22 protein-coding genes are annotated in these 26486 nt (G+C 65.4%); 11 read left to right on the top strand and 11 right to left on the bottom strand.

Annotated features, from left to right (window positions below; all coding sequences use genetic code 11):
* Positions 1 to 109: 109 nt before the first annotated feature.
* The 4 genes from J8F10_RS10865 to J8F10_RS10850 all read left to right on the top strand — a co-directional run bounded on the left by J8F10_RS10865 (position 110) and on the right by J8F10_RS10850 (position 6479).
* Entirely contained in the window at positions 110 to 1834 is a 1725-nt protein-coding gene (locus tag J8F10_RS10865) for a 7TM domain-containing protein (RefSeq protein WP_210653844.1), read from the top strand.
* A 287-nt stretch (positions 1835 to 2121) separates the two neighbouring features.
* Positions 2122 to 3021: an alpha-L-glutamate ligase-like protein gene (locus tag J8F10_RS10860; RefSeq protein WP_210653843.1), complete on the top strand. Its 900-nt coding sequence runs from the start codon at positions 2122 to 2124 to the stop codon at positions 3019 to 3021.
* 28 nt (positions 3022 to 3049) lie between these two features.
* Positions 3050 to 5056, top strand: coding sequence for a C25 family cysteine peptidase (locus J8F10_RS10855; protein WP_210653842.1), 2007 nt, complete (start codon positions 3050 to 3052; stop codon positions 5054 to 5056).
* A gap of 121 nt (positions 5057 to 5177) precedes the next feature.
* Positions 5178 to 6479 carry a multidrug effflux MFS transporter gene (locus J8F10_RS10850; RefSeq protein ID WP_210653841.1) on the top strand — a complete coding sequence of 434 codons (1302 nt, stop codon included), beginning with the start codon at positions 5178 to 5180 and terminating at the stop codon, positions 6477 to 6479.
* Between the two features lie 37 nt (positions 6480 to 6516).
* Here the strand turns inward: J8F10_RS10850 and J8F10_RS10845 are convergent, their stop codons facing one another.
* From J8F10_RS10845 to J8F10_RS10830, 4 genes are all read right to left on the bottom strand, one after another.
* The gene (locus J8F10_RS10845) at positions 6517 to 7380 is read right to left on the bottom strand and encodes an alpha/beta hydrolase (RefSeq protein WP_210653840.1); all 864 of its coding nucleotides are present in this window, start codon (positions 7378 to 7380) and stop codon (positions 6517 to 6519) included.
* Between the two features lie 32 nt (positions 7381 to 7412).
* Positions 7413 to 7916 carry a carboxypeptidase-like regulatory domain-containing protein gene (locus J8F10_RS10840; protein WP_210653839.1) on the bottom strand — a complete coding sequence of 168 codons (504 nt, stop codon included), beginning with the start codon at positions 7914 to 7916 and terminating at the stop codon, positions 7413 to 7415.
* Positions 7903 to 8853: a DUF1559 family PulG-like putative transporter gene (locus tag J8F10_RS10835; RefSeq protein WP_210653838.1), complete on the bottom strand. Its 951-nt coding sequence runs from the start codon at positions 8851 to 8853 to the stop codon at positions 7903 to 7905. Before J8F10_RS10835 ends, J8F10_RS10840 begins: the two co-directional genes overlap by 14 nt.
* A gap of 110 nt (positions 8854 to 8963) precedes the next feature.
* Positions 8964 to 12287 carry a sigma-70 family RNA polymerase sigma factor gene (locus J8F10_RS10830; RefSeq protein WP_210653837.1) on the bottom strand — a complete coding sequence of 1108 codons (3324 nt, stop codon included), beginning with the start codon at positions 12285 to 12287 and terminating at the stop codon, positions 8964 to 8966.
* A gap of 242 nt (positions 12288 to 12529) precedes the next feature.
* Between J8F10_RS10830 and J8F10_RS10825 the strand changes: the two genes are divergently transcribed.
* Both J8F10_RS10825 and J8F10_RS10820 read left to right on the top strand, forming a co-directional pair.
* Positions 12530 to 13993, top strand: coding sequence for a serine hydrolase domain-containing protein (locus J8F10_RS10825; RefSeq protein WP_210653836.1), 1464 nt, complete (start codon positions 12530 to 12532; stop codon positions 13991 to 13993).
* 331 nt (positions 13994 to 14324) lie between these two features.
* Positions 14325 to 15392 (top strand): glycoside hydrolase family 130 protein, encoded by a 1068-nt coding sequence (locus tag J8F10_RS10820; protein ID WP_210653835.1) that lies wholly within the window; start codon positions 14325 to 14327, stop codon positions 15390 to 15392.
* 10 nt (positions 15393 to 15402) lie between these two features.
* Here J8F10_RS10820 and J8F10_RS10815 read toward each other — a convergent pair whose 3' ends face one another.
* From J8F10_RS10815 to J8F10_RS10800, 4 genes are all read right to left on the bottom strand, one after another.
* Positions 15403 to 16854, bottom strand: coding sequence for a glycoside hydrolase family 130 protein (locus J8F10_RS10815; protein WP_210653834.1), 1452 nt, complete (start codon positions 16852 to 16854; stop codon positions 15403 to 15405).
* Positions 16855 to 16993: 139 nt separating this feature from the next.
* On the bottom strand, positions 16994 to 19270 hold the full coding sequence (locus J8F10_RS10810; protein WP_210653833.1) for a glycosyltransferase family 4 protein: 2277 nt from the start codon (positions 19268 to 19270) through the stop codon (positions 16994 to 16996).
* Between the two features lie 228 nt (positions 19271 to 19498).
* The gene (locus tag J8F10_RS10805) at positions 19499 to 19786 is read right to left on the bottom strand and encodes a hypothetical protein (protein WP_210653832.1); all 288 of its coding nucleotides are present in this window, start codon (positions 19784 to 19786) and stop codon (positions 19499 to 19501) included.
* Positions 19779 to 20039: a hypothetical protein gene (locus tag J8F10_RS10800; RefSeq protein ID WP_210653831.1), complete on the bottom strand. Its 261-nt coding sequence runs from the start codon at positions 20037 to 20039 to the stop codon at positions 19779 to 19781. Before J8F10_RS10800 ends, J8F10_RS10805 begins: the two co-directional genes overlap by 8 nt.
* A 415-nt stretch (positions 20040 to 20454) precedes the next feature.
* On the opposite strand from J8F10_RS10800, the gene J8F10_RS10795 reads away from it, so the two are divergent.
* Both J8F10_RS10795 and J8F10_RS10790 read left to right on the top strand, forming a co-directional pair.
* The gene (locus J8F10_RS10795; protein WP_210653830.1) at positions 20455 to 20829 is read left to right on the top strand and encodes a DUF2171 domain-containing protein; all 375 of its coding nucleotides are present in this window, start codon (positions 20455 to 20457) and stop codon (positions 20827 to 20829) included.
* Positions 20830 to 20984: 155 nt separating this feature from the next.
* A complete protein-coding gene (locus tag J8F10_RS10790) occupies positions 20985 to 21557 on the top strand; it encodes a histidine phosphatase family protein (protein WP_210653829.1) in 573 nt (190 codons plus the stop codon).
* Between the two features lie 34 nt (positions 21558 to 21591).
* On the opposite strand, the gene fhcD is transcribed toward J8F10_RS10790, so the two are convergent.
* Positions 21592 to 22494 (bottom strand): formylmethanofuran--tetrahydromethanopterin N-formyltransferase, encoded by a 903-nt coding sequence (fhcD, locus tag J8F10_RS10785; protein ID WP_390891135.1) that lies wholly within the window; start codon positions 22492 to 22494, stop codon positions 21592 to 21594.
* A gap of 648 nt (positions 22495 to 23142) precedes the next feature.
* On the opposite strand from fhcD, the gene J8F10_RS10780 reads away from it, so the two are divergent.
* The 3 genes from J8F10_RS10780 (at position 23143) to J8F10_RS10770 (ending at position 25664) form a co-directional block, all read left to right on the top strand.
* Positions 23143 to 24078 (top strand): DUF1559 domain-containing protein, encoded by a 936-nt coding sequence (locus tag J8F10_RS10780; protein WP_210653827.1) that lies wholly within the window; start codon positions 23143 to 23145, stop codon positions 24076 to 24078.
* The gene (locus J8F10_RS10775; protein WP_210653826.1) at positions 24078 to 25256 is read left to right on the top strand and encodes a cytochrome-c peroxidase; all 1179 of its coding nucleotides are present in this window, start codon (positions 24078 to 24080) and stop codon (positions 25254 to 25256) included. The genes J8F10_RS10780 and J8F10_RS10775 overlap by 1 nt, the downstream gene beginning before the upstream one ends.
* A gap of 162 nt (positions 25257 to 25418) precedes the next feature.
* Positions 25419 to 25664, top strand: coding sequence for a hypothetical protein (locus tag J8F10_RS10770; RefSeq protein ID WP_210653825.1), 246 nt, complete (start codon positions 25419 to 25421; stop codon positions 25662 to 25664).
* A gap of 2 nt (positions 25665 to 25666) precedes the next feature.
* Here the strand turns inward: J8F10_RS10770 and J8F10_RS10765 are convergent, their stop codons facing one another.
* The gene (locus tag J8F10_RS10765; protein ID WP_210653824.1) at positions 25667 to 25999 is read right to left on the bottom strand and encodes an HNH endonuclease; all 333 of its coding nucleotides are present in this window, start codon (positions 25997 to 25999) and stop codon (positions 25667 to 25669) included.
* A 29-nt stretch (positions 26000 to 26028) separates the two neighbouring features.
* On the bottom strand, positions 26029 to 26400 hold the full coding sequence (locus tag J8F10_RS10760) for a hypothetical protein (RefSeq protein ID WP_210653823.1): 372 nt from the start codon (positions 26398 to 26400) through the stop codon (positions 26029 to 26031).
* Positions 26401 to 26486: the final 86 nt, after the last annotated feature.

Genomic DNA, 26486 nt, shown 5'->3' with positions numbered 1-26486 from the left:
GCGGGTTGTTAGATGGTATCATGGGAACGAAGGATTCAATAGGGGCGGCATTGAAATTGCCGCCACACTCGCTGCGGGTCGGGTGAATTACTCCCAGGACGGAGGATCGATGTTACGGACCCGACTTACCGCATTTGCAGCTCTTGCTCTCATTATCGCCTCGGCGACCGTTTTTTTTACGCGCCGCGCTACCGGCGGCGTGGACGCCGGACCGCCCGGGACGTCGGTTTGGGAAATCACCGTTACTGTTCGAGGTGAATTCCCGGCCAAGAAGAAGGACGCAAAAGGGGCGAAAGCGGAGCCGCGCCTCACGTTGTACTCCCCGCCCGACTTTCGTCGGCAACACGTTTCTGATGAGTCGTGGAGCAGTAAAGAGCTGACGCGCCCAGAGGGGCGCGCCGGGGCGAAGGGGCCGCGCGAAAAAGCCGTTTGGAAGACGAGCCCCGGCGCCACTACCGACAAGGGGTACCGGCTCGCGTACTCGTTTCACGCTCTTCTCGGCGCGCACAACCCGTCCCTCGCGATGGGCGGGCGCGCGAAACAACTCGATGCCGAGCCAAAAGCCCCGGACCGAACCCTCAAGAGCACGTCCCGCATTCAGAGCGACCGGCGCGAGGTGCGCGAACTGGCCGATGATCTGGGCGCGGGCGAACCGATCGAGCAGTTCCGTGCGTTTTTTGAGTACGTCAACGCACTCGCCTATCAGGACGGCGTCAAACAGACGGCTGCGGATTGTTTGGAAGATAAGGACGGTAAACCGAGGGGCGGCGACGACATCGGCAAGAGCCGACTGTTGGTCGCACTGTGTCGGGCGAAGGGTATTCACGCGCGCGTTGTTGGCGGGATGATACTGACCCCGAACGCCCCACCGAAGTTGCACCGGTGGGTGGAGGCGTGGGTGCGCGGGACCGAGCGCCCGGAGCCGCACTGGGTGCCGGCCGACCCGACCTTCAACCACTTCGGGAACCGCAGGTGGCCGGCCAATTACCTCGTGGTGCGGATCGGGGATGGGCCGATCGTGAGCGGCCCCGGTTCGCCGCGAGTGAGTCTGTTTGCACGCCCCCTCGCAGATCACCCGGCAGGCGAATCGCGGATGCAAACGTTCTGGCGAGCAGTGTCGCTTGCCGCGCTCCCGCCGGCGGAACAGCACCTCGCGCGGTTCATCGTTCTGCTCCCGGTTGCCACCGTGGTGGTGAGTTTCATCCGGGTCGTGATCGGGTACCACACGTTCGGCGTGTTTAGTCCCGCGCTGCTGGGGCTCATCTTCCGCGACTTGCGGAGCCTCGCATGGGGGCTGGGGATCTTCGCCGCCACCGTTCTCATTGGGTGGGTGTTCCGCAAGATCCTCGATCAGTTCCACTTACTGCTCATCCCGCGGGCCGCGGTACTGCTGACAATGATCGTCGCCTTCCTGCTCGTGGTGCTCGGGGTGAGCGCCCGGTACGGGGTGCAGGTGAGCGGGTACCTGTCGCTGTTCCCGCTCGTCATCCTGACGCACATGGTGGAACGGGTCTGGACGGTCGAAGCGGAAGACGGCTCGTGGTCGTCGTTCAAAACGCTCATCGGCACGCTCGGGGTGGCCGCAGTGGTCGCGGTGACGCTCAGCCCGGACGCGGTGGGCCGAACCGTGTTCCGCTTCCCGGAAATGCTCGGGCTCGTGGTCGCAGCACTGCTCCTGCTCGGGCGCTACACGGGTTATCGGCTGACCGAACTGTACCGGTTCCAGGACGTGATCGAACCGGCCAAGATCGATGAGGGCGCAGCGAAACAAGCGGAGAACGCCAAGCTGCAACCGGTTACGGACGAAAAGAAGTCGGACCCGAAAGTGGGCTGACATTCGTGGTACGGGGTGTGGGTGAGTTAAGTGAAGTGTGGTCTGCTCGCTCCGCGAGCGGGGCGGCTTCCCTGGTGGAGATAGTGCTCCGACTCGGGAGGCCAACCGCTCGCGGAGCGAGCGGACCACACTTAACACCACCCCTGCGAGAAACGTAGCGCTCTGGCCGGGGGAGCCAACCGCTCGCGGAGCGAGCGGACCACACTTAAGGCACCAGCTCCCTTGCGGTCGCAGTTCGTTTTGTTTGATGTGTGATCCGCATCCACCTAATCACGGGGGTTCTTCTCATGTCGTGGTGGTCGCGGTGGAAGGGGTTGCAGGCCGCCGGGGTGCTGGGCATGAACGCCCGCAATGCCGGCGTGATCCTCGACTACAACCCGCGGGCGCGGTTCCCGTATGTGGACAGCAAGCGGAAGATGGACGACCTCTGCCGCAAGATCGGGGTACCCACCCCCGACCTCTACGCGGTGCTCGTGAGCCACTCCGCGCTCCGCCACTTGCCCCGCATTCTGGACAAACACGCCGAATTCGTCGTGAAGCCGAACCGCGGGGCCGGCGGGCGCGGGGTGCTCGTGATTACCGGGCGCAAGGGACCGGATTACGTGCGTCACAACGGAACAGTGCTGCCCGCGGAGGATCTGCGCCAGCACTGTTCCGGCGTGGTGTCCGGGCTGTTCTCTTTGGGCGGAAACGAGGACGAGGCGCTGATTCAACAGCGCGTGGTTCCCGATCCGGTGCTGGAGAAAATCAGCTACCAGGGTACCGCCGACATCCGGGTGATCGTCTACCGCGGTGAACCGGTGATGGCGATGCTCCGGTTGCCAACAAAGGCGTCCGGCGGGCGCGCGAACTTGCACCAGGGTGCGATCGGCGCCGGTGTGGACATCACCACGGGGGTAACGCACCACGCGGTTCTCAAGGACCGGAAGGCCGACATTCACCCCGACACCAAAGAGAGCGTGATCGGGTTCCAGGTCCCTTACTGGTCCGAGATTCTGGAAATGTCGCGCCGTGTAAGCCGCGCGGTCGAGATGGGCTACATCGGAGTAGACATCGTGCTCGATCGCACCCGCGGCCCGCTGTTACTCGAAGCGAATGCTCGGCCGGGGCTGGCGATTCAAATTTCCAACGCGCGCGGACTCGCTCCCGAACTCGAGCGCGTGGACCGGCAATTCAGCAAGAAGTGACCCGCTGCGATCAACCGGAGGAGTTGTGATGCGCCGTCTTTCGACCCGCGCTTTGCTGATCGGGTTCGCGACCCTCGGTACGCTTTCGCACCCATTGACCGTTGCCCGCGCCGCAGCGCCCGAACCCGCGCGCGCCGGGGCCGTCGTTCTCGTGGGCACGGTGCCGGACCCGGATCTCGTTGCCCTCGGGGTGATGGTCGCCGCAGCGCAGCCCGACACCGACTTCCTCCTCGACTCCGGGCGCACGGAATCTATCGTCAAACCGTACTTCGACCGGCTCCGACCCGCTGCGGTGACGCCCGTCGGTACGTTCCCAGAGGGATTGGTTGCGGCCAAGCGATGGGGTGTGGCCGAGCCGGTCGTGCGGCCCACGGTCGCCGACCCGGTCGCGTTCGCATGGGCACTGTACCCGAAGGCCGAGCGCGCGGTGGTCGCCCCACGAACACCTGCTCCTGAATTGCTTCAGGCCGCGTGCCTTGCGGGGGCGCTTCGCGTTCCCCTGTTCGTGCTGCGCGAGGGCGACGACCCGATCAAGGGGCTCAAGGAACTCCTCGCGGCCCGCGGCACGAAGGAGATCACCGCGGTCGGTGCGGCGCGCGATGCGTGCAAGAAACTGGAGGGCGTGCGCGTCACCGAACTCGCGGACGCGGCGGCCACGGCCGCGGCTCACAGCAAGGAGTTGCTGCGTAAAGGGAAGATCGAGACGCTCGTGCTTGCGAACCCGGCGGATGCGAAGAAGCATGCCGCGCTTGCCCCGTGGGTGGCGGTGAAGCGGCGCGCGGCGCTGTTGCTGACCGGAACCGACGGCAAGGACGCGGGCACGGTTGTGAATGCGGCCCTCAAAGAGAAGGACACGGCCCGCGCGGACGTGCTTATCGTGGTCGCGGACACGAACGCGATCCCGCTCGTGAAGCGCGCGAACCCGGCGGCGGGCAAGGACGAGCAGATCGACGTGGAACCGTGGATTCCGGAGACGGACGACCTCATCACGCTCTCGGCCGGGCGGCTGTTCCACGCGGACCGGGCGGTTGTTCCGCTTCTGCTCGCGCGCCCGCGCTTGCTGGCCCGTGCGCCGGGGCCGCCGAAGATCCTCATCGCGAGCAACCCCGGCGACGGGCTGCCGCTCCTGGAAACGTTCTCGCGCAACACGGGGCGCGAACTGGAGAACGCGGGTTGGAAGGTTATCGGTCGCTACGGTAAGACCGAACTCACCGCGAAAGAGTTGCGCGAAACCCTCCCCGAACAGGATGCGTTTCTGTGGGAGGGGCACTACCGCACGCTGGTCGATCAGTTCGAGATGCCGAAGTGGACCGAGCCGCTCCGCCCGTCGCTCATCTTCCTCCAGAGCTGTTTGGCACTGAACCCGGACGAATCCGCGCTGCTGTTCGATCGCGGGGCCGCAGCCGTGGTCGGCACCCCGAACCGCACGTATTCCGGGTCCGGCGGGGCGCTCACGCTCGCGTTCTTCGATTCACTCGCCTATGACGGGCGCAACGCCGGCGCCTCCATGCGGCACGCGAAGAACTTCCTCTTGTGCTACATGGACCTCAAGGCGAAACGCCTCGGGGACGGCGCCAAGATGAGCGGCGCGAACAAGCGGGCCGCGTGGACGTTCACCATTTGGGGCGACCCGGAACTGAAGATGCCGAAGCCGGCACCGCCCAAAGACGCCCTGCCCGCGCTCGCGTGCGAGGTGGTGAAGGACCGGATCACGCTCTCACTGCCGGAAAAACGTTACCCGCCAACGGAAGTGGCGCCGTACAAGGCCGAGATGTGGCCGGGCGGGCGGCTCGCGGGACTATTCACGACGGATGAGGAAGCGCGGCTGCTCGCGCCGCTGGCGTTTGCCGAAGTTTCGCTGCCCAACGCGAAAGAGGGGTACACCCCACGGTTGAGTTCCAAGGTGCCAGGGCGGAACTGGGTGTTCCGGTGGGACGCGCGGCGGCGCGTGGGGTACATCCTGTCCGTTCCGCGCGAGAAGGACGAGGGCAAGATCGAGTTCCGCGTTCACTGGGACGCCGACCCGGTTCGGTGAGCCGTTTTGGATCGCGCCGGGACTGTTAGACGCGCCGGGGCCGAGCACTATTCTCAGAAGTTACCCGCGCCCGGAACCCCGGATCGTCGCGCGCTCCTCGTTTCAACGGAGGCGGAGTCCCTTGCCGACCCAGCGATCGCACCTGTTCATCATCTCACTACTCGGCGCCCTCAGTGTCATCAGCCCGTTCGCCATCGACATGTACCTGCCCGCGTTCGAGCAGATCGCCGCGGAACTCGCCGTGCCGCCCACGGTCATCGCGCTCACTCTGTCAAGTTACTTTATCGGACTCGCGCTGGGGCAGGTGTTTTACGGCCCGCTCCTCGACCGGTTCGGGCGCAAGCGGCCCCTATTGTTCGGGTTGAGTTTGTTCGTGCTCGCATCGATCGGGTGCGCGCTGGCGCCCGACGCGAACACGCTCATTGCGCTGCGGTTCGTTCAAGCGATCGGCGGGTGCGTCGCACAGGTCGCATCAATCGCGATGGTGCGCGACTTCTTCCCGGCGAAGGACAGCGCCAGGGTGCTGTCGCGGCTGTTCCTGTTCATCGCGGTCTCGCCGCTTTTGGCGCCGAGCATTGGCTGGGTGATGGTCGCAGCGGCGGGTTGGAAGTCCGTGTTTCTGGTGATGGCGTTCATTGTGGGCGTCGTACTGGCGCTGGTCCAATTCCTGTTGCCCGAGGGCCACAAGCCGGACACCAGTATCTCACTGAAGCCCGGCCCGATCCTGGCGGAGTACCTGGTCATTCTCCGGCACCCGCGGTTCGCGACGTATGCGTTCGCCGGGGCGCTGTCGTTCGCGGGGCTGTTCACCTACGTGGCCGGTTCGCCCATCATCTTCATCAGCGGGTTCCGACTCAGCGAAGGCACCTTCAGCATCATCTTCGCCGTCCTCGCGGTGGGATTTATCGGCGCGAGTCAGGTGAACGTGCTCCTGCTCCGCTGGGCCACGAGTGAGACGATCTTCCTTCGCGCGCTGCTCGGTCAGGTCGTGACGGCAATCGTCTTTGTGACGGGGGCGGGGGCCGGGTGGTGGGGGCTGAATGAGACACTGGCGCTCCTGTTCGTGTTCCTCGCGTGTATCGGGTTGACCAACCCGAACGCATCGGCTCTGGCACTGTCGCCGTTTACGAAGAACGCCGGGAGCGCGTCCGCGCTGCTCGGGTTCTTCCAACTCGGGTTCGGCGCGCTGATCTCGGTCGGCATCAGCGCCGCGACGCCCCACGACAGCTTCCCGATCATCGTCATCCTGGCGGTCACGGCAGTGTGCGGGTTGGTCGTCCTGCTCGTGGGGCGCCGGGCGGCAGCCGTGGTCGCGCCGGAAGAATCAGCAGCGCCTTCGGAACCGCACGACGAGGTCGAAGCGGAAACCTCTCCGAAGCGATCGGGCGAGGTACCCGTGGCTCCGTCGGGCGAAGCGGCGTAGTGATTCTCGGGCCGTCTACCACAACAAGGACGGCCCGTCACTCGCGCAAGTGCCGGTCGAGAAATGTTCCCACGCGCTCCAGCGTCCGGTCCAGGCGCTCCCCGCCCCACACGTGGACCACGCCTTCTTCCTCGACCAGTTCGACCGGTACTCCGGCTCCGCGCAACTTGTTGGCAAATGCCCGCGGTTGGGCGACCGGAATCAGCGCGTCGCCCGCGGAGTGGATGAGCAGAAACGGCGGGTCGTCCGGGGAGGCGTATGTCCCCGGCGACGCGCGGGTGTAACGCGCCGGGTCGTCGGCGAATCGCGCGCCCAGGAACGGGCGGAGGTACTGGTGCTCCACCACCGGCGAAACCGCGGTGGTGAGGTCGGCCGGGGCACCGAGCGCGACTACAGCCTGAACGCGAGCAGCGGTCGCGTCTTCTCCGGGCGGATCGAAACCGTCTCCCGGTCCGGTCGTTCCGAGCATACAGACCCCGTAGCCGCCGGCCGACACCCCGACCGCTCCGATTCGATCGGTCACCAACCCGAGTTGCGCGGCATTCGCCCGGAGCCACCGGACCGCGGACTTACCGTCTTCGATTTGGGCCGGGAATTGGTGCTCGCCCACGAGCCGGTAATGCACGGTGGCAACCGCGTACCCGCGGCGCGTGAGGGCCGTCACCATGCGGTGGCACCGGTCGTCGCGCTTAAACGACGGTCCCCAATCTCCGCGGTGCGGCGCGAACAAAACGACCGGGTGTGGTCCCGGGCCGGTGGGGTAGTCAATGTCGAGGTGGAGCGGTTTCCCGTTCGGACTCGCGTACACAAATCCGGCCCCGGCCGATGGAGCACAGAGCCACGCGGCCAGGGCCGCGCTCGCAGTCAGGACGACGATCACAGTCGTTCTGCGTCGGGGCATCGCACGCGCCCTGGTGTCGCGGAAATCGGGAATCACGGAACCTGGAAGTCGATCGTCTGCGCGCCCGCCCGGACCTCGGCTCGGAGCGGCGTTTCCGCGGGCCGCCCGTATGCCGGGGGGATCGGGGTTGATTTTCCCGCCGGTTTGACCGGCGCGGCTTTGTCGGGCGCGAGGCGCTTCGCGACCATCCCGAACCGCTCGGCCGTGACCGTCGTGTCGATCACGCAGACCCGGTGGCGCCCGACGGGGCACCCGTCCTTGCCGTCATCCGTCGCCAGCCGGAATCGCCCGGCCTCGTCCGTAACTCCCGTCGCGCGCGGTCCCCGGCCGTCGTCATCCACCATGAACGTGACCTGCGCGTGCGCCACCGGCCGGCCGTTGCGCGTGATCGTCCCCTCAACCGGCGCAAGAGGCGTGTCCGAACTGGAACACCCGCCGGCCAGAAGAACCAGGAGCGCGGCGAGCGGAGACACCCGGCGCACGGCCTGTGCGGACCGTGACCTCGACCCGCGCGGCGCCGGATTAGAAGTCGACATTGACGACCTCCCCGCGCGCCCGCGTGCCGAGTTTGGAAAGCAGCGCCGGGGTGCTGTTCACCGAGTTCGGGATGAACCGCACGGACCCGTCGGCCAGCACGAAGTTCGCCCCGCCGGTGTGCCGGCTCCCGTAGGACATGAGGCGCGCGACGAGTTGGTACTGGGCCGCGAACGGGTCGGCGGGGATCGCGGCCGGCAGGGACGGGTTGAGCGGATTGAAGGCCGACCCGAGCGGGTTGAAGTACGGGTACGCCCACCCCGACGTCATGACCGTCAGCGGCATTCCACCGCTCCCGATGACGTTGGACCAGGCGTCCCAGTTCGGGTCGAAGTTGGAGAACTCGCCGAGCATCAGCGTGTTCGAGGTGCCGTCCGTGATGTCGGTGATCCGCACCACCTTGTCGCAGATCACGCCGTCCGTTCCCCAGTCGGGGTCGCTCGAGTCCACGCCGGTGTACCCGAGGCGGTAACTCGTCAGGCCGATGTAGGTGTTGGTTCCCGGTACTTGTGCGACCGCCTGACTCGAGATCGCGTCCGCCGGGCAGACGTAGGACGCGAACACGGAGGCGTCCAACGAGTTCGCTCCTCCGTCCCCGACGCCCCCCATCATCGGCGAACCCTTCGCGACCGCCTTGTTGTAGAACTGCTGGTAAAGCGGCTGTTGCTCCATGTAGGGGAGCAGACCAATGAACGCGGTCAGGTAGCCCGGGGCCTTCGAGGTTCCGACCTTGGTGACTTGGGGGAACGCCTGTTCGGAGTCGTGGAGGTTGTGCGCCGCCAGTCCGATCTGTTTAAGGTTGTTCGAGCACTTGAGGCGCGCGGCCGCGGCGCGCACTTTTTGAACGGCCGGTAAAAGGAGCCCGATCAGAACGGCGATGATCGCGATCACCACCAGGAGCTCGATCAGTGTGAACCCCGTGCGCTTGGGCGCGAGCATGGAAGAAACCCTCCCGAATTGAATGAAACGCCCGCAGCGCCAATTGCGCCGGGGGCAGCGACCGGCCCGCGGAGAGAAGGGCCGGACAACGAGTACACGACGCTTCTGGGTCACCGGCCCGGTGGGGGCTCGGCGAGTCGGCGGCAAGCGGACCGGGCTTCGCGGCCGGCCACGCTGTCGGCGGGTAACTTCGCGAGTTCCTGGAGCAGTTGTTTGGCCGCCGGGCCGCGCGCCATTTGCTCCAAAGCTTCGATGCCCCGCACGGTCGCTCGGTTAGCCGGCGAACTCGGCCCGATACCGGCAACGAGGTTCTTCAACCGCGCGCGTGCCTCTGGGGACGTCGTGTCGGCCAGGGCGCTTCGCAATTCGCCTTCTAACTGCGATGCACGTTGAGCGAGTTCTTTGGTCGCGGCCTCACGCACCGCGAACTGATCGGACCCGAGATCGGCGACCCATTGTTGGAGCTGTTCGGCCGGCACCGGTGACGCGCTCAAACGCTCTTTCAAAAGCGGCACGGCCGTGTCCGGTGCCGCCGCCAGAGACGCGATCGCCCGGTGCGCTGCGGTCGCATCGGCCCCGGTGAGCGCGGCCCAGAGCTGGTCCGCTGTTGCTCGTGTCGCGGGGGCCGGGTGTTGCGGCGCGGACACGTCCCAGACCAGCACCGTGCTGTCCATGCTCGATGAGGCCAGGCGCCGACCATCGGAGCTGAACGCGACCCCTAGAACCGCGGCGCGGTGCCCGGTGAACCGGTAGCGCTCGCGGGCGCTCACAATTTCCCAAACTCTCACGACGCCGTCGGAACCGGCCGAGGCGAGCGTTCGGCCGTCCGGGGCGAACGCGAACTCCTGGAACGCCCACCCGAACGTGCGCCCGTCGAGCGGCAGAAGGTCCGTGCCGGTGGCCACATCGATCACCCGAATGGCGTCCTGTGGTTCGGACGCACCCACGGCGAGCAACCGCCCGTCGGCGGACAGCGCGACCGGGGAACGGAGCTGTGGGGGCTTCCCGTTCTTGGGCGTGGCGGGGGACCAGTGCCGTTCCCGGCCGTCCGGCAGCGACCAGATGGTGACCCGGCCCGCTTCTCGGTCGAGCGCGGCCAGTGATTTCCCGTCCGCCGAGAACGCCATGCTCTCCGCGTTACACCGGCCCGAAAGTTTCTTCACTTCGCGCCCGGTCGTGCGGTCGTACAGGGCGACGCCGGTCGGCCCGGCGACGGCCAGGAGCTTCCCTCCGGGCGCGAACGCGACGGATCGCGTGTCGGCGGGCAAGCTCAGGTCCGGGCGGCCCGCTCCCGTGCCCGCGTCCCAGCGGGCGATCCGTTCCGGCGGCTTCGGCGGGAGGTCGATCAGAGAGCCGAGCGAGGCGGACAACGTTCCGTCGCCGTTCAAATCGATTCCCCACACCATTTGGCGCGGAGCGACCGTGATCTGGCGCCGGAGCCGGCCGTCGGCCGCGTCCCATACGTGAATCGTGCCCCCCGCGGCCTCGCTGTAGGCCGCGGTCGCGAGCGCCGAGCCGTCGCGCGAAAACATGACGGGGTGCATGAACCCGTCGGGCATCCCCGCCACGGCACCCAGCTCCCGGCCGGTCTTGGTGTCCCAGAGCCCGACTCCGAAGGGCCAAGCCGCTGCTGCGCGGGTACCATCGGCCGACAAACGGTAGATCGTGGACCACGCACTTTCCGAGGTCTTCACCGATTGCTTGACCGAGCGCCCGGTTGCGGGGTTCCAGTAACGAATTCGGCCCCCTCCGATCTCGATCAGCGTTCGGCCGTCCGGCGCGAAACTGATGAATGCGTGCGGGGCGGCGTCGTCCGCGAGGCGGTGCTGCTCCGTGCCTTTTTCGGTATCCCACACGCGCAGGTGCCGATCCTGTCCGGCCGTAGCGAGCGCTTTTCCGTCCGGGGAGAAGGTGACGGAACTGACGATCTCTTTACCCTCACCGGCCGTCAGGGTGTGCCGCTTGGTGCTCGTCGTCAGATCCCACACGCTCACCTCGGCCGCGGGGGACCACGTCCACGACGCGAGGAGTTTGGAATCCGCGGAGAACGCGAACCGGCACCCGCGCCCGGACAGTGTGTGTGCGGTGGCCCCCGTCGTCGCATCGAGCAGACGGACCTCGCGCCCCGAATCGCCGCCGCAAGCGATCAGCTTGCCGTCGGGGGAAAACTCGACGGTGCTCGGACCGGGACTCTTTGATGCCGCCTTCCAGAGAACTTTCGGTGCGTCACCCGTCAGATCCCAGGCCCACACCTCTTTGATCCCCACCGCGACCAACCGCTTCCCGTCTTGCGTGGTGCTCACGCTCCAGCACGATGTGGGTGCATCGAGTTTGCGCACCTCGCGCCCGGTTTCCGGTTCCCAGAAGTGAACCGTGTCGTTCCCGTGAGCCGAGATCAGGAACTTGCTCGCGGGACCGAAGGCGACGCTCGATACGCCGCCGGGATTGCCGGTACGAAATCGGAGAGTTCCGAGCCGGCTGAGTGCCCCCGCGGGTAGCGGATCGCCGAACCGGTCGGTTCGCGTGCCTTCGGCAGAAGTGCCAACGGGCCGAGGGGCCGGTGCTTCTGGCCCGGCTGCCCGGGTGGGGTGTTGAGAGAGAAAAACGGCCCCGACGATCGTGCTCAGTGCCGGAATCAGCAGGAGCGAACACAACTTCAACCGCGTCCACGTCGTTGTTTGAGTTACGCCGAGAGCGAGTTGAGCCGCCGTCGTTTGTGCGGGCGCGCCCGCGGCAATCGCCAGGGCCATCTGGGTCGTGTGCGCGACCAAGCCGTTCGGGACCGCGGCCGCGATCGGGACGTTACCGAGAACGGCGGCCAGGGCACTGGCCGCGACCGCGACCCCGCGCCGGGCGAGGCGGTCCCGCAGGAGCTTCACGCCTTGCTTCAGGCGGTGGGCCGCAGCGCGATCGGTGACCCCGAGGATGCGGCCGACTTCGGCCTGCGTTTTCCCTTCGACGTAGTACAGCGTGAGCGGAACCCGGAGCCGCTCGGGTAAGCGCGAAACTTCCTCGGTGACGGCCGCACGCAGTTCTTCGTCCAGTGCGTCTTCGTTTTGCGGAACGGCACGTTCACACAGGCGCGATTGGGCCGCGTCGCGGCGCTGGGCGGCTTTGCGCGCGTTGAGAGCGACTTCGCGCGACACCTTTTGCAGCCACCCGGCGACCGATTCGGAACGGACCTGAGAGGCCTTTCGCGCGAGAGCAATAAACGTCGCCTGGAACGCATCTTCGGCGTCCGCCTCGTTGCCGAGAACGCGCTGGCACGTCGCCCATACGGGCTTGCCGTGACGGACCACCAGTACCGCGAACGCGCCCCCGTCACCGCCAACGAACGCGGAGAGCAGTTCGCCGTCGGCGCGCGGATCGGCCCGCCACAACCCGGTCAGGTCGCGGATGTGGTGAGCGAGCCCGCGGGGAACGTCCCGGCCCATGACCCCTCCGAATGTGTAGTTCTCTTCACTCTCCTTTAGTAGCCAACGGCGGCGCCGAAAACCGAAATGGGAAATCGAAAAAATGTCCGAACGAGTTCGGTTCTGGACGGTTGTTCATAATGACGCACGAATGGAGCCATCTGGCCGCGGTCGGTCCCGGGGGCTAAGCCGATGACGTCCCGTGTGCGGCTCCCGAGTTCGGCACGCGGGGCGCTCTTCCCACCCTCTTCCGAGGCCACGCTATGAGAACTCTCGCCGGCGTCGCTCTGTTCGCACTGACTGCGGTCCCCGCGGTCGGGGCGGACCTGCCGCGCAGCAGCCCCGAGGCCCAGGGCGTCTCGTCCCCGGCCGTCCGCGCGTTCATCGAAGCGGCCGACAAGGACATTGATGGGCTCCACAGCTTCATGCTCGTGCGCCGCGGTCACGTCGTCGCCGAGGGGTGGTGGGGGCCATACGCGGCTGAAACGCCGCACATGCTGTTCTCGCTGAGCAAGAGCTTCACCTCGACGGCGGTCGGGCTGGCCGCGGCCGAGGGGAAACTGAGCACGGACGACCCGGTGCTGAAGTTTTTCCCCGACGAAGCCCCGGCCGATCCCTCCACCAACCTTAAGAACATGCGCCTGAGCGACCTGCTCCGCATGTCCACCGGGCACCAGACCGAACCGCCGCGCAAGGCGGGCGAGTCGTGGGCCAAGACGTTCCTCGCCCAGACGGTCCCGTTCAAGCCGGGTACGCACTTCCTGTACAACACGTCGGCCACGTACATGCTTTCGGCCGCGGTTCAGCAGGCGACCGGCCAGACCGTGCTCGATTACCTGAAGCCGCGCCTCTTCGACCCCCTGGGCATCGCGAAGCCGACCTGGGAAACCAGCCCGCAGGGGATCTCGACCGGCGGGTACGGTCTGAGCGTGCGGACCGAGGACATCGCCAAGTTCGGCCAACTCTACCTGCAAAAGGGCAAGTGGAACGGCAAACAACTCGTGCCGGAAGCGTGGGTCGATGCAGCAACCGCCCGGCAAACGTCCAACGGGAGCAGCCCGAAGAGCGACTGGGACCAGGGGTACGGGTACCAGTTCTGGCGGTGCCGCAACGGGGCCTACCGCGGCGACGGTGCCTTCGGCCAGTATTGCATCGTGCTCCCCGAACAGGACGCGGTCATTGCCATCACCGCCGGCGTGAAGGACATGCAGGCCGTTCTGAACCTGGTCTGGGACAAACTCCTCCCGGCGATGAAGCCGGGCGCGCTGACGCCCGATGAGGAGGCCGCCAAGAAGCTGGCGAGCACTCTGAAGGGGCTGACCCTGCACGTACCAGAAGGGAAGGGGACCGCGCCCAAAGTCGCGGGCAAGAAGTTCGTGTTCCCGAGCAACGACGCGAAACTGGAGTCGGTAACGCTCGAAGGCGGAAAGGACGGCGCGGTTACGCTGGTGGCGCGCGTCGGGGGCGCGGACCGGCGCATCGAGTGCGGGGCCGGGGCGTGGGTGAAGGGCCGCACGGCGTGGGGGCGCATCGCCGAGCAGCCGTCCGCGGCGGCCTGCGCCTGGACCGCGGACGACACGCTGACGGCGAAAATCTGTTTCACGGAAACGCCGTTCGTCACTACCGTGCGCCTGAAGTTCAACGGGAACGAGGTGCGGTACGAGTCCGAGTCGAACGTGGGCTTCGGGCCGACGAAAGAAGCCGCACTCGCCGGGAAGGCGGAATAATCACCGATCGATTGAGATCCGACCGTATTGCCTTGCGGGTTCAGAGCCGAGGTTTCAGCGACCACATGTGGTCGCTGAACGTATTCCCGCGGGCCGCGCTCGACGTCCGCGCCCCCGCATCATCGCTCTGGTGCCCACAACCAAAGGGCACGCGGTCCGGGGCTTGGGTGAGAAAGCCGGAGCGAATCGGGCGACCGCTACTGATCTCCGATTATCCGAAAACGCATTGGCTCCAGAGGTTGTGTCCGGGGCAGGTTTTCTGCTGCGCGAACTGAGTTCCTTGCCGCGACTGATAACGAACGAGCGCCCGCCGAGGGCGCGGAACCGAGCCATGACCCTTCAGCGACTCTCCACGCGACTCCTGCTCCGGCCCGAAGACCTGCGCGCGTCGCGCGCCGACTTCGAGGTTGTCGGCGCCTTCAACCCGGGTGCGGTTCGCGCGGGTGACGAGGTCGTGCTCCTGGTGCGAGTGGCCGAGCGCCCGCGCGAGGTGCGCCCCGGCTTCACCGGTTTGCCCCGTTGGGACGCGGTCGAAGGGTTGATGGTCGATTGGGTGCCCGACGCGGAACTCGACATCGTCGACCCGCGCGTGGTCCGACGGAAGTCCGACGGATTGGTGCGGCTCACGTTCATTTCGCACCTCTGCGTCGTTCGCTGCGGGGACGGCCGATCGGTCCGCGAAGCCACGGGAGTTACGTTCGGCCCGCAGAGCGAACTCGAAGAGTTCGGGGTCGAAGACCCGCGCATCACGGCGGTGAACGACCGGTTCTACTTCACCTACGTCGCGGTGTCGCGCCACGGTCCGGCGACCGCACTCGCGAGCACCTCCGACTTCCGCACGTTCGAGCGCCACGGGGTGATTTTCTGCCCCGAGAACAAAGATGTTGTCCTGTTCCCGGAACCGGTCGGTGGGAACTTCACGGCTCTGCACCGCCCGGTCTGCGGTACGCCGTTCACCCGACCCGAGATGTGGGTGGCGCGGTCGCCCGACTTGATTCACTGGGGCGCGCACACTCCGCTGACACTATCGGGAGGGGAGTGGCAATCCGGGCGCGTGGGCGCGGGGCCACCTCCGGTTCGCGTCCCGGACGGGTGGCTCGCGATCTACCACGGGAACCAGCGCCCCACGCGCCCGGGCGAAGTCGGCACCTATTACGGCGGTGCGCTTTTGCTCGATGCGAACGATCCGACCCGCGTACTGAAGCGGACCGCGGAGCCGTTCATGCGCCCCGAGACCGATTTCGAGCGCACGGGCTTCGTGCCGAACGTGGTCTTCCCGACCGGTCTGGTACGGGACGGGGAATCGGTGCTCGTCTACTACGGTGCCGCCGATGCGGTCACCGCAATCGCGGAATTTTCTTTAGCGGACCTGCTCGCCGCGATGAGCACCGCGGACTAACGGTACCGTTTCACGCCCGTGTCATGGCGTTGAGCACGTCGTCGAGTGGAACGGTGGCGAACGTGCTCGCGTAGTCCGACATCGCGTAGGGAATGACCAGCTCGCGCCCGTGCAGGGCCGCACCGCAACTGTAGACGACGTTCGGCACGTAGCCCTCGCGCTCGTCCGCGTTGGGCTCGAGCAACGGCGCCTCCAGCCGACCGATCACCCGCGCCGGGTCGTTCAAGTCGAGCAGGAACGCCCCCATCGCGTACTTCCGCATCGGACCCACCCCGTGCGTCAGCACCAGCCACCCGGCTTCCGTCTCGATCGGTGACCCGCAGTTCCCCAACTGCACGAACTCCCACGGGTACGTCGGCTTCGCGAGCAACTCCTTCGTGTACCAGAAGTGCGGCATGTCCGAGTACATCAGGAAGATGTTCTCGTTGTCCTGGCGCGACAGCATCGCGTACTGCCCGTTGACCATGCGCGGGAACAGTGCGAACCCCTTGTTCTTCACCTCCGGCCCGTTCAGTGTGCTCACTTTGAAGTGCAGGAAGTCTTCGGTTTCGAGCATCTGCGGGAGCGTCACCCGGCCGTCGTAAGCGGTGTAGGTGGCGTAGTAACAGGCGCGCCCGTCGGGGTGCGTGAACCGCACGAACCGCGCGTCCTCGATGCCGTTGGTCTCGGTCGGCGACGACGGGAAGATGATCCGCTCCGACACGTTCAACCGCGCGTCGAAGCGGACCTCGTAGTTGGCCCGCGCCAGCACCACCATCGTCTGCGCGATCGGCTCGAACTCGTGCTGCCGCGCCCGGTTGTGGCGCAACACGTTCCGCACCGCGCGGCTCAGGTCGTCGAGCGGGAACGTCTCGCCCAGCGCGGCCATGACCAGATCGGTGAACGGCCCATCGATCCCCAGTTCGGTCAATTTGCGGTAGAATAGGGGTTTTTCGTAGAGGACGTTCGGGACCAGGTCCGGGGCCACCACGAACCGCGTCGGCTCGTCGATCTTGATCTGGTTCGCGGAGTCGATCACACCGGACCGAAACGTGATCGACGAGATGTGCCCCTCACCGGTCGCCCGCAGGCTGACAATGAACCGGCGGCTCCCCACGGGCAGGCCCGACTGATCGGGGTGCCACACCATCGACGGGTTGAACAGCGCCGCCGATTCCAGCGCGTACTCCAGTGTGAAGTACGAGCCGATGAGCAGGCGCCGGTTCTCGCTGAGCGGTTGGTCGGTCAGCAGGTGTTTGCGGACCTGCTCGAACCGGTGCAGGAAGAACTCGCGGGTGCGCTGGTGGCGCAGGCGGAAGTCCTGCATCACGCCCTCCAGCAGCCGCTCGACGTCCGCCTCGGCGAGCGCCGCGACGCGGGCGATGATCTTCTCGACGCGGTTGTCGTTCGGTACCTCGAACGGCCGGATCACGACGCGGGAATTGGTGGGCCGGAGGGTGACCCCGGTGCGCTTGACGTCCATATTTCTAAAGCTGAAAGACGGAGGATGAAGGATGAAATAGAGTGCCAGACAACCGGTCCGTGATCCGCGGACCGGTCCCGTGCCCACTCGACCAGGGGCCGAAGGGCGTTTCGTCCTTCATCCTTCCCGGTGTGGCACCCTACCGCGCCTGACGGAACGCCGCCAGTGAGCTTTCCAGCAGGTTCATCTCGGCGAGGGAGAGCAGGAACGCGAGCGTCGATTCGGCCCCCTGGTTCCGGTTGATCCGGTCCTCCTGGAGCCCGTCGCCGCACCCGCCGGTCCGCGGGTCGTACAGTTCTTGGCCCAGGTCGTTGCGCCCCAGGAACCACTCGAACGCGGAGCGGGCCTCGTTCAGCCAGTTCGCGTCCGCGGTAACGCGGTACGCCTCCAGGCACGCGGAGACCGTCGCACACGCCTCGACCGGCTGCTGGTCGAAGCGTGCGGGGGCGTGCCCCTTGCGGTAGAACCCGTTGGAGCCGATCGCCCGGAAGTGCTCCTGCGGAGCGGTCTGGACCTTGACCAGCCAGGTCAGGGCTTGCAGGCCCACCTCCACCGCGCGGGCGTTCCCGCTCTCGTGACCACTGGCGATCAATGCTTGAGGCAACCGGGCGACGTCGTAACTGAGGATCTCTTCAAACCACGGCCACTCGGGGGTGGTCGTCCGGTCGTAAATGTCGAGCAGCCGCGCGACGAGGGTGTCCCGGGCCTGCGCCGCGAGCCGGTCCCCACCGAGCCGGCGGAGGTACTCGCGGATACCGAGGAGGCTGAACGCCCAGGCCCGGGGCGAGGTCGTCTCCAGGATCGCCGGTAGCGCGCGCTCGAAGTGCCCGGCCGCCCACGCGGGCAGATCGGGGCGCCGCGACCGGCCCACGCAGGTGCCCAGCGCCCAGAGCGCGCGCCCGTGCGAGTCGTCCGACCCGACCTCTTCGAGCCAGCGCCGGTCGAACCCCAGGAAGTTGCGGAACCGTTTCGTCGCCGGGTTAAACGCCGCCTGGAGGAACGCGGCGTACCGCGTCGCCAGGCGCTCGATCTCCGGCCCGCCCTGCCCGAGTTCGTCCAGGAGCACCGTCAGCAACAGGGCGCGGGCGTTGTCGTCGGTGCAGTACCCCTCGTCGAAGTTGGGAATGGTGTGCGTCGCGTGCTGGAGCATCCCGGTGGCGTCGGACATCCGCACGAGGTGATCGAGCCGCCAGTCGGGTAAGTCGGCGTGCTGCTCGGCGAGCGTTCGCACGGCGAGCGGCTTACACGGCTGGTGCTGGCGCCCGAGGCGCGTCAACTGGAACGACTCCATGTAGTGGCGCGCCGACTGCTCCCAGATCATCTCCCGGCCCAAGCGGTACGCCCGTTCGCACATTGCCGTGCGGCGCGGTTCGTCACCGAGCAGTCCGCGGATCGCGCGCGCGAGCGCTCCCGGGTCGGCGAAGGGAACGATTTCGCCGCGCCCGTCGGCCAGCAGCTCTTCCGCGTGCCAGTAGGGGGTCGAGACGACCGCCTTGCCGCACCCGAATGCGTAGGCCAGTGTGCCCGAGGTGATCTGCGCCGCGTTCAGGTACGGGGTCACGTAAACGTCGGCGGTCCGGATGAACTCGGTCAGCTCCTGCAGTTCGACGAACCGGTTGTAGAAGATCACGTGCTTGCCGATTCCCAGGTTCCGCGCGAGCCGCTCCAAGCTCAGGCGGTACCGCTCGCCCTGCTCTCGAACCAGGGCCGGGTGTGTCGCGCCCAGCACGATGTAGACGAAGTTGGGGAACGATTTAACGATCTCCGGTATCGCCCGGAGCACGTGCTCGATGCCCTTGTTCGGCGAAAGCAGCCCGAACGTGAGCGCCACCAAGCGCCCCTCGACCCCGAACTGCTCTTTGAACGGGTTCGGATCGACGAACGGCGTGTCCGGGATGCCGTGTGCGATCAGGTCGATCTTCGCTTCGGGAACGTCGTAGATCTCGCGCAGAAATGACCGCGCGCGTTCGGTCATGACCACGACGCGCGCGGACAAGGTGGCGAGTTCCGTGAGCACGCGCTTTTGATCGTCGTTCGGTTCGCGCAGCACGGTGTGAAGGGTCGTGACGACCGGCATGCGGAGGTCGCGAACGAGACCGAGGACGTGACTGCCCGAGGTGCCGCCGTAGATCCCGTACTCGTGTTGGAGGCAGACGACGTCGGTGTTCGCGAAGTTCAGGAAGTCGGCCGTTCGGAGGTAACTGTCCAGATTCTGTTCTTCGATCTCGAACCGAACCTCCGGCGGGTAGTCGTACCCCTCGGGGCGGTCGTTGACCGGAACCACGAAGCACTCGGCATCGGGGTAGCGGGCGGCGACCGAGGCGTGCATGTCGTGCGTGAACGTGGCGATCCCACACTTCCGCGGCAGGTAGTCGCCGACGAAAGCGATCTTGCGAATCTCGGAACGGCGCGTCACCGGGAACTCCGTGCGAATCAAACCGGATCTCCGTAGGAACAGGGCGTGGGGAAAATCGTGCCAGCGGCGCCGGGGCACGCGGGCGGGACCGGAAGAGCCGCGCCCGGTTCTCGACCGCGGGAAAGTCGTCTGTCGGTGTCGCACGGTTGGCGCGGCGCGAGGGGTGCTTACCCGACCCAGCGAAGCCGACCGCAACCGAACGGCCGCGCGCTTCACACGATCCCGAAGTTAGCTGTCGAAGAACGCGCGGTCGTAGCTGATTGGGGCGCCCGGGACGTCCCGCCAGATGATCGCGATGCAGCGGTGCAGAATCTGGTTCGCGCCGCCCGCTCTCTTTTCACCGAGATCGTTTTCGCGGAGCATTTGGTAGATCGCCCGCAACTGTCCTTGATACGCGCCGGGCCACCGGGGGATGTGCTCCAGTTCTGTCGCCACCTGCTCGAGCGCGCCCACCTCTTTCGTGATCTGCTCGTGGGAGCGACCACTCGAGCGCTTCCGGGGAATCTCGTTAGTCATAACTTCGTGCTCCGATCATCCCGCACGGTCCGCCCGGCCGGGGATCGAGGCGGGTCGGTCCGAGCGGGATCGTGAGGCGATCAACCGTCCCGTTCCAGAACCAGACCTCACCGTCCATCGGCCGGGTCGCATCGGCCCGGTCCACGAACACCGCGGCCCGCACCGGTGTTGACTGCGTCGCGAACACGGGAGCGGAACACGCCGTTACCAACCCGCACGCCGTCAGACTTGCCACCAGCACGTTCCGTCGCATGAATGCGCTCCGCAATGGATTCCGTTCCCTGTGCCCCTCGGGAGATCCCGACATCCGGGCACTGACATGATATACATCGGCGGAAATTTAATATTATAATTGCAAAAATATCAATTCTTCCCGGTGTCAGCCGATTGAATTCGGCTCGCCTGCAGTGAGCGACTCGGTGGTGCACGGGGAACTCAGGGGCGCTCATTGGCGTTGGAACCCGTTTCAGGGTGCATTTCGTGCTCCACGCCGTCCGTGAGATCGTTAAAGGCGATCGGCGAACTACTGGACCCCAAGAATTCACGTGGAGCTTTCTCCGCACCTCCCGGCGGCACGTCGATTGCACTTTCACGAGTCCACTCGCGGGGCACTTACAGCCGCGAACTCGGCAGTCAATGCCGTTAACATTCATGAAGGAGAACCCGTCATGGCCAATAGCACCCAAGAGAAACTGCAAGAAGTCGGGAACCGGATCGCCGAGAACGTCGGCAACGCGGCCGACTGGGTGAAGGAGAAGACGGGCGTGGGTCCGGGCCGCGCCGAAGGGTCGGACGCCGGCATCGAGGGCATCCGCCAACACATGGACGTGATCGCGTCGTGTGGCAAGAAGGTCGGTGTCGTAGACAAGGTCGAGGGCGGCGCGATCAAGTTGACGAAGGACAGTTGTTCCGACGGTCAGCACCACTTTCTACCGACCTCAATGGTCGATCACGTGGACCGACACGTTCACCTCAACAAGAACTCAGAAGAGGCGATGAAGTGGGCCACCACGGATGCCTCGACCTGTGGGCTTTGTGGTTAATGTGCGAGCCAAGTTCAAACACCGGCGGCCCGGCGCGACACCAATCGCGCCGGGCCGTTCGCGTTGGGCACGTTCCTGCGCGATCGAGGAACGTGCGATCGTCATTATTGTTCCGCCGCTTCTGTTAAACTGGCTACACGGTTGGGGGGACGGCTATGCTCATCCGATTCGTCGCCTTCGTTGCTGCATGTATTGCAGTTCCGGGTTGCGCGGGTGCGAAGCCGGTCTATCCGGCGCGGGTCATCATCATCCGACACGCGGAGAAGCCGGACGACGAGAACGCGCGCGACCTGAGCGCGACGGGGAAGAGGCGCGCTGAGGCGCTCGCCGAACTGTTTCAGAAATCGGACACCCGTCCCGACCCGCTCCCGACGCCGGACTTCATCTTCGCGACGAAAGCGTCCAAGCGCAGTGACCGCCCGGTTGAAACGGTTGCGCCGCTCGCGAAGAAATTGAAACTCGACATCGATTCCCGGTATGCCAACGACGACTACGCCAAACTTGCCACGGAAATGCTGTCGAACCCGAAATACGAAGGCAAGACGGTGCTGATCTGCTGGCACCACGGAAATATCCCGGAACTGGCGGGGAGTCTCAAAGTAGGAGACGTTCCAGACAAGTGGAAGGATTCGGTGTTCGACCGCGCGTGGGTGGTGACCTACGAGGGAGGGAAGGGGAGGCTCACCAAGCGCCCCCAAACATTGTTACCGGGAGATGCGGAGAAGTAGCCCGCGCAGAGCCGTGCGGTTCACGCGCAATAAATCACTTGTTGCCTTGAAAGAGCTTTGACAGGTAAATGTGGTGCGGCCCGAGCTTCCCCCCGTAGTTGCCCGCGGTGATCTGTTTCACCCCGGGACACCGGGTGGCGGCCAGCATCCCTTCCCACGTCGCGCGCTCGACCGTAGCGAGATCCAAACCGTCGAAGACGAGTTCGTACACCGCGTTCACGCCCTCGGGCAGCGCGGACGCGACCGCCCCGCGGAGCGTGGGACAGTAGGCGTCGTTGGTGCTCGCTTTTAATCCCTTGTACTTGCTCCCGACCTTGCTCCCTGAGCGCACGATTCCACCTGGAAAGGGCAGAATCACACCGGGCAATTGGCGGATCGCAGTAACTGCAGCTTCCGCGGCCGCGAGTGTTTGTGCCTGTGTTTCACCGAGAATGAGGAAGTTCCCGCCGCCGACGCCCTTCACCGTGCCGAACACATCTTCGCACAGGAACTCGCCGTCCATTGTCGGCATGCGCCAGTAGCGTTTCCCGTCTAGCAGTTTGCTGATTTGCCGCCCGTCGCCGAAGTAGCGCAGCGTTCCGCCCACGCGGATCGTTTTGCCCGGGTCGCCCACCAGTCCGTTAAAGCACGCGGTCGTTGCGCACGTGAGTACGCACTGTGCGACGCGGTTCACCACGGCCTTCTGCAGAGCGTCGCGGCTGAAGCCGAAGAACAGCAGCGAAACGCCGGGCCGTCCGTCCGGCGTTTCGCTCGCGGACAGCTCGCGCTCGATCCCGGCTTCGGCGTCGCAGCCGATCACGCTCGCGGCGTACCCGGTCGCGGTCTGGCCGGCGACGCGCGCCCAACCGATCGTTTCCGCCGTGACCAGCACGCGGGTGGCCGTCATGGGGAACGCTTCGGCGAACGTGTCTTCGATGGCGACGGAGTTGAGCGTCAACAAGGTGCGGGGTCTCCGGCGTGGGAATAGTGAATCGTGTATTCGCTCGGGCCAGTCGGTGCAACCGGGAACGTGCGGGGCACTCGGGTATTTTGAGCAGTAACGTTTTCCGCTTCGGGAGTGAACTGAATTGCTCGTGCGCGTGCAGTGAACCGTTGCGGTAGAAGGGGTTCAAAACGTTTGTATTCTTGTGTTCACTGCGATATCATTCAACAGCAAGTGGACTGAAGTGCAGTTTGCATGCTGCCGCAGAACTTACCGTATTCGTTTCCTCGTGGTGGCGGCTCAATTGTTGTGGTCCGGGCGGCAGGATATTGGCAATTGTTAGCCGTTTCAGAGAGGCGTGTGGAGGAGCGTAATGCCCAAGTGATTACGATATCAGGAGTTGATGTGTTCTTGCTCGTCTTGGCCACTCCCACGGCCCCAAAATGTTAGCAATTGTTAGTCAGGCCCGAGTGAGGCACACGGATTGGAGCCACCTTGTTCCCTTGACTCAACTCCGAAAGGCTCTAACGTAATCGTAATAGATGAGATTCAATCTCAATCTGCTCCCGCCCCGCCGAGATTGTACCGCCACTGTTCGGGATGCGGCTCTGCTGCTCACCTCTCGCGCGTCAAGCTTTCGGCCGCCAATACCCGGAGACGTTCATGCGCCGCACGCGCCGACGCGGTTTTACGCTCATTGAGTTACTGGTGGTAATTGCGATCATCGCGATCCTCATCGGACTGCTGCTCCCCGCGGTGCAAAAGGTCCGCGAAGCCGCGGCCCGGATGAAGTGCCAAAACAACCTCAAACAACTTGGACTCGCGTTCCACAACTTCGAGTCCGCTCAGGGCGGCTTCCCGTGCGCCAAACAGAGCATTAACGGGGTTCTCAGTTACTGGGGCGTGCAACTTCTACCGTACATCGAGCAAGACAACGTCCGCAGCCTGTACCGGTTCGACCAGAAGTACAACCACTCGACGAACAAGGGCGTGTTGGCCACGCCGATCAAGATCATGGTGTGCCCGTCGGCCCCGGCGGACCGCACCGGGCAGACGAACTCGGCCGACGAGAGCGGGGTCAAGTACCCGACCGCGGCCTCCGATTACGGCGGTCACTACGGCCCGAGCAGTCTCTTCTACGTGACCCGAGCAAACGGGAGCGCGGGGAAGGGGTTCATCCCCGGAACCGCGCCGGCGAATACCGACGGGGTAATTGGGTCCGACACCAATCAGTACGTGAGGGTAACGGCCGTCCTCGACGGCACCTCGAACTCGATCGTGCTGGTCGAAGCGGCCGGGCGCCCGCAATTTTGGAAGGCCGGGAAACTCGACGCGGCAACGACCCCGACGGCCGCGAACTGTGGCTGGGCGGTGCCGAATATGTTTGTAATCAATGGGTTCGATGCGAGTGGGGTGGGGGACGGGAGTTGTTTCGTAAACTGCAATAACAATAACGGGATCTATGCTTTCCATCCCAGTGCGGCGAATGTGCTGTTCGCCGACGGGTCGGTTCGATCCATCAACCAATCGATCCGGCCCGAGGTGATCGCCGCACTCCTCACTCGCGAAGGCGGGGAAGTGGTTTCAGGGGACTATTGATGCGCGTCGGTGTGGTTCTTGTCCTTCTGTCAGCCGGGATCGCGCTTTGCCAAGACCCCGCTCCCGCAAGGCTCCCGCCCCGGCCGGAGCCGACCGCGGAGCAAGCGAAGGCACGCGCGACCGAACTCCGCGTCGCGTACACCAAGGCGCCCGCGGAGTGGCCGAAACCGACCCTCGACCCCGGCGCCGAACACCGGGAACTCGGACTGCTCTCAGCTCCGGTCCACCCGAAGGACAACCCGCACTCCAAGGACAAGGAAGAGCTCGGTCGGGCGCTGTTCTTCGACGGCCGGTTGTCGGGCACCCGTCAGGCGGCCTGTGCCAGTTGCCACGACCCGGACCTTGCGTGGGCGGACGGACGAACGACCTCGTTCGGTCACGACCGCAAACCGCTCAAGCGGAACGCCCCGGCCATTACCAATGCCGCGTTCGGAAAGGCGTACTTCTGGGACGGGCGGTCCGATTCCCTGGAATCTCAGGTGAAGGCGGTACTCGCCAACCCGGACGAGATGCGCGCGGATGAAAAGGCCCTTGTCGGGCGCCTGGAAAAAGTGGCCGGGTACCCGGTCCTGTTCGAGAAGGTGTTCGGAGAGAAGGCGATCACCCTGGATCGGGTGGCGCAGGCGGTCGCGTGCTTCGAGCGGACCGTGGTCGGCGGGCGCAGCCGGTTCGATGCCTTCCTTAAAGGGAAGAGCGAGGTGCTGTCCGATTCCGAAGTTCGGGGGCTGCACCTGTTTCGGACGGACGCCCGGTGCCTGCATTGCCACAATGGGCCGACCCTATCGGACGGGAAGTTCCACAACGTCGGACTGAGCTACTACGGCCGGGAGTTCGAGGATCTAGGGCGGTTCCGCGTTACGAAAGAGAAAGCGGACGTCGGGGCGTTCAAAACTCCGTCACTGCGCGACATCGGTCGAACGGCGCCGTACATGCACAACGGGCTCTTCGACCTGGACGGGGTGCTGCGGATGTACAACGCCGGGATGCCCACCCTGCGCCGCACCGAGAAACACAAGGACGATCCGAACTTCCCGACCAAATCGGCACTGCTGAAGCCCCTGGGGTTAAACAAGCAGGATTTGGCCGACCTGGAGGCGTTCTTGCGGTCGCTGGATGAACCGGCCCGCCGCGTGCGCCCGCCCGCGATCAGTCTGCCGGAAACCGAACCGAAGGGCTAACCTCTACGTGATCGGGTGACGGGGAAGGCTCCCGTTCGTCGCCTTCTCGCGAAATGGGAAGAGTGAGTTAAGGCTTTGCACCGGCTCGCCCTTCCCGCTTCGCACCGCGCGCCCTATCGTAATAAATCTTGAAATACCCGCGACCGATTGTGGAGTCGAAGCATGGCCGAACGTATGTCAACCCGCATCCGGTACGACCGGATTCGCGATAAGAGCGCGATTTCTCGTACCGTCAACGGGCACCTCAAGCGGAAGGAACGCGCCAACCGCGACGCCCGCATGAAGAAGCTCATTACGGGCGGTAAGTTCCCGTACACGCCGGCCATTCAGAGCTGGCTCAGCGAGCAGCTCAACGTCCGGTTCTCGGAAGTGACCGAGACCGCGGCTAAGGAAGTCGCTGCCAAGTAAAGTCATTCGCCGAGCCGCTCGGATGCGGCCCGCGCTTCGTCCTCGCTCGAACCAATCAGTGCATACAGATCCGCCGGCGTGAACCCCGGCGGAATCGGCTCGCCGCGGTGAAAGGCTTCCGCTTTCTCGTGGCACGGCGCGCACAAACTGATGCCATTTTCAGCGACATATCCCCCATTCGGCATCTCATTTCGGTCCGTGATGTGGTGCGCGTCGAGTTCATTCTCGGCGGATTCCGGCGCGGAAAAGAACCCGCACGTGCGGCAAGTAAAGTTGTCCCGGTGGAACACCGCGTCGCGAAACTTCTGCCGGATCTGCTTTTTCCGCTGCGACATCTGGAGCACCGGGAGTGAGAGGTGTTCTCTCAAGACTCAGTGCCCGGTTCGGGGTTCGCCTTTGATGCGGGTTGGTGGAACGAGCAAAAGTAAAACGTGCGGCGGAACACCGGGAGCCAGCCGTAAGTTCTGTGCCAGCCGCGACGCTGATAGACGGCGGGGCGGTCGCACCGCTCGCACCGCTGGGCGGTCCCGTCCGGGAGCATGATCGCGGTCGCTCGCTGTTTGGCGTCGTAGTCCGCGATTTGGGCGCGGGTGACGCGGCGCCGGTCCAGTTCGCCTTCCATCAGATCGAGCGCGGCCGGTTCCATCCCTTCGCGGTAAACCGTGACGCGGTCGAGCAATTCTTCCGTCGGCGCCGAGCGAATGTACTGGGCGATTTCTCTGAGCGGGAACCGCATTTCGTGACTCCAGACGGAACTCGGGGCGGTTTCGTGGGGTTCAAACGCACGCACAAGGGGAAGTTTGGGAACTCTGTGGGCGCCCC

The sequence above is a fragment of the Gemmata palustris genome, assembly GCF_017939745.1.
Lineage (GTDB): Bacteria > Planctomycetota > Planctomycetia > Gemmatales > Gemmataceae > Gemmata > Gemmata palustris.
This window is presented reverse-complemented; position numbering and strand designations above follow the sequence as displayed.

Bases quoted from the DNA above. Each gene is read 5' to 3' on its own strand.
- J8F10_RS10865 (WP_210653844.1), top strand. From the start codon at position 110: ATGTTACGGACCCGACTTACCGCATTTGCAGCTCTTGCTCTCATTATC.
- J8F10_RS10860 (WP_210653843.1), top strand. From the start codon at position 2,122: ATGTCGTGGTGGTCGCGGTGGAAGGGGTTGCAGGCCGCCGGGGTGCTG.
- J8F10_RS10855 (WP_210653842.1), top strand. From the start codon at position 3,050: ATGCGCCGTCTTTCGACCCGCGCTTTGCTGATCGGGTTCGCGACCCTC.
- J8F10_RS10845 (WP_210653840.1), bottom strand. From the start codon at position 7,380: ATGCCCCGACGCAGAACGACTGTGATCGTCGTCCTGACTGCGAGCGCG.
- J8F10_RS10840 (WP_210653839.1), bottom strand. From the start codon at position 7,916: ATGTCGACTTCTAATCCGGCGCCGCGCGGGTCGAGGTCACGGTCCGCA.
- J8F10_RS10835 (WP_210653838.1), bottom strand. From the start codon at position 8,853: ATGCTCGCGCCCAAGCGCACGGGGTTCACACTGATCGAGCTCCTGGTG.
- J8F10_RS10830 (WP_210653837.1), bottom strand. From the start codon at position 12,287: ATGGGCCGGGACGTTCCCCGCGGGCTCGCTCACCACATCCGCGACCTG.
- J8F10_RS10825 (WP_210653836.1), top strand. From the start codon at position 12,530: ATGAGAACTCTCGCCGGCGTCGCTCTGTTCGCACTGACTGCGGTCCCC.
- J8F10_RS10820 (WP_210653835.1), top strand. From the start codon at position 14,325: ATGACCCTTCAGCGACTCTCCACGCGACTCCTGCTCCGGCCCGAAGAC.
- J8F10_RS10815 (WP_210653834.1), bottom strand. From the start codon at position 16,854: ATGGACGTCAAGCGCACCGGGGTCACCCTCCGGCCCACCAATTCCCGC.
- J8F10_RS10805 (WP_210653832.1), bottom strand. From the start codon at position 19,786: ATGACTAACGAGATTCCCCGGAAGCGCTCGAGTGGTCGCTCCCACGAG.
- J8F10_RS10800 (WP_210653831.1), bottom strand. From the start codon at position 20,039: ATGCGACGGAACGTGCTGGTGGCAAGTCTGACGGCGTGCGGGTTGGTA.
- J8F10_RS10795 (WP_210653830.1), top strand. From the start codon at position 20,455: ATGGCCAATAGCACCCAAGAGAAACTGCAAGAAGTCGGGAACCGGATC.
- J8F10_RS10790 (WP_210653829.1), top strand. From the start codon at position 20,985: ATGCTCATCCGATTCGTCGCCTTCGTTGCTGCATGTATTGCAGTTCCG.
- J8F10_RS10780 (WP_210653827.1), top strand. From the start codon at position 23,143: ATGCGCCGCACGCGCCGACGCGGTTTTACGCTCATTGAGTTACTGGTG.
- J8F10_RS10775 (WP_210653826.1), top strand. From the start codon at position 24,078: ATGCGCGTCGGTGTGGTTCTTGTCCTTCTGTCAGCCGGGATCGCGCTT.
- J8F10_RS10770 (WP_210653825.1), top strand. From the start codon at position 25,419: ATGGCCGAACGTATGTCAACCCGCATCCGGTACGACCGGATTCGCGAT.
- J8F10_RS10765 (WP_210653824.1), bottom strand. From the start codon at position 25,999: ATGTCGCAGCGGAAAAAGCAGATCCGGCAGAAGTTTCGCGACGCGGTG.
- J8F10_RS10760 (WP_210653823.1), bottom strand. From the start codon at position 26,400: ATGCGGTTCCCGCTCAGAGAAATCGCCCAGTACATTCGCTCGGCGCCG.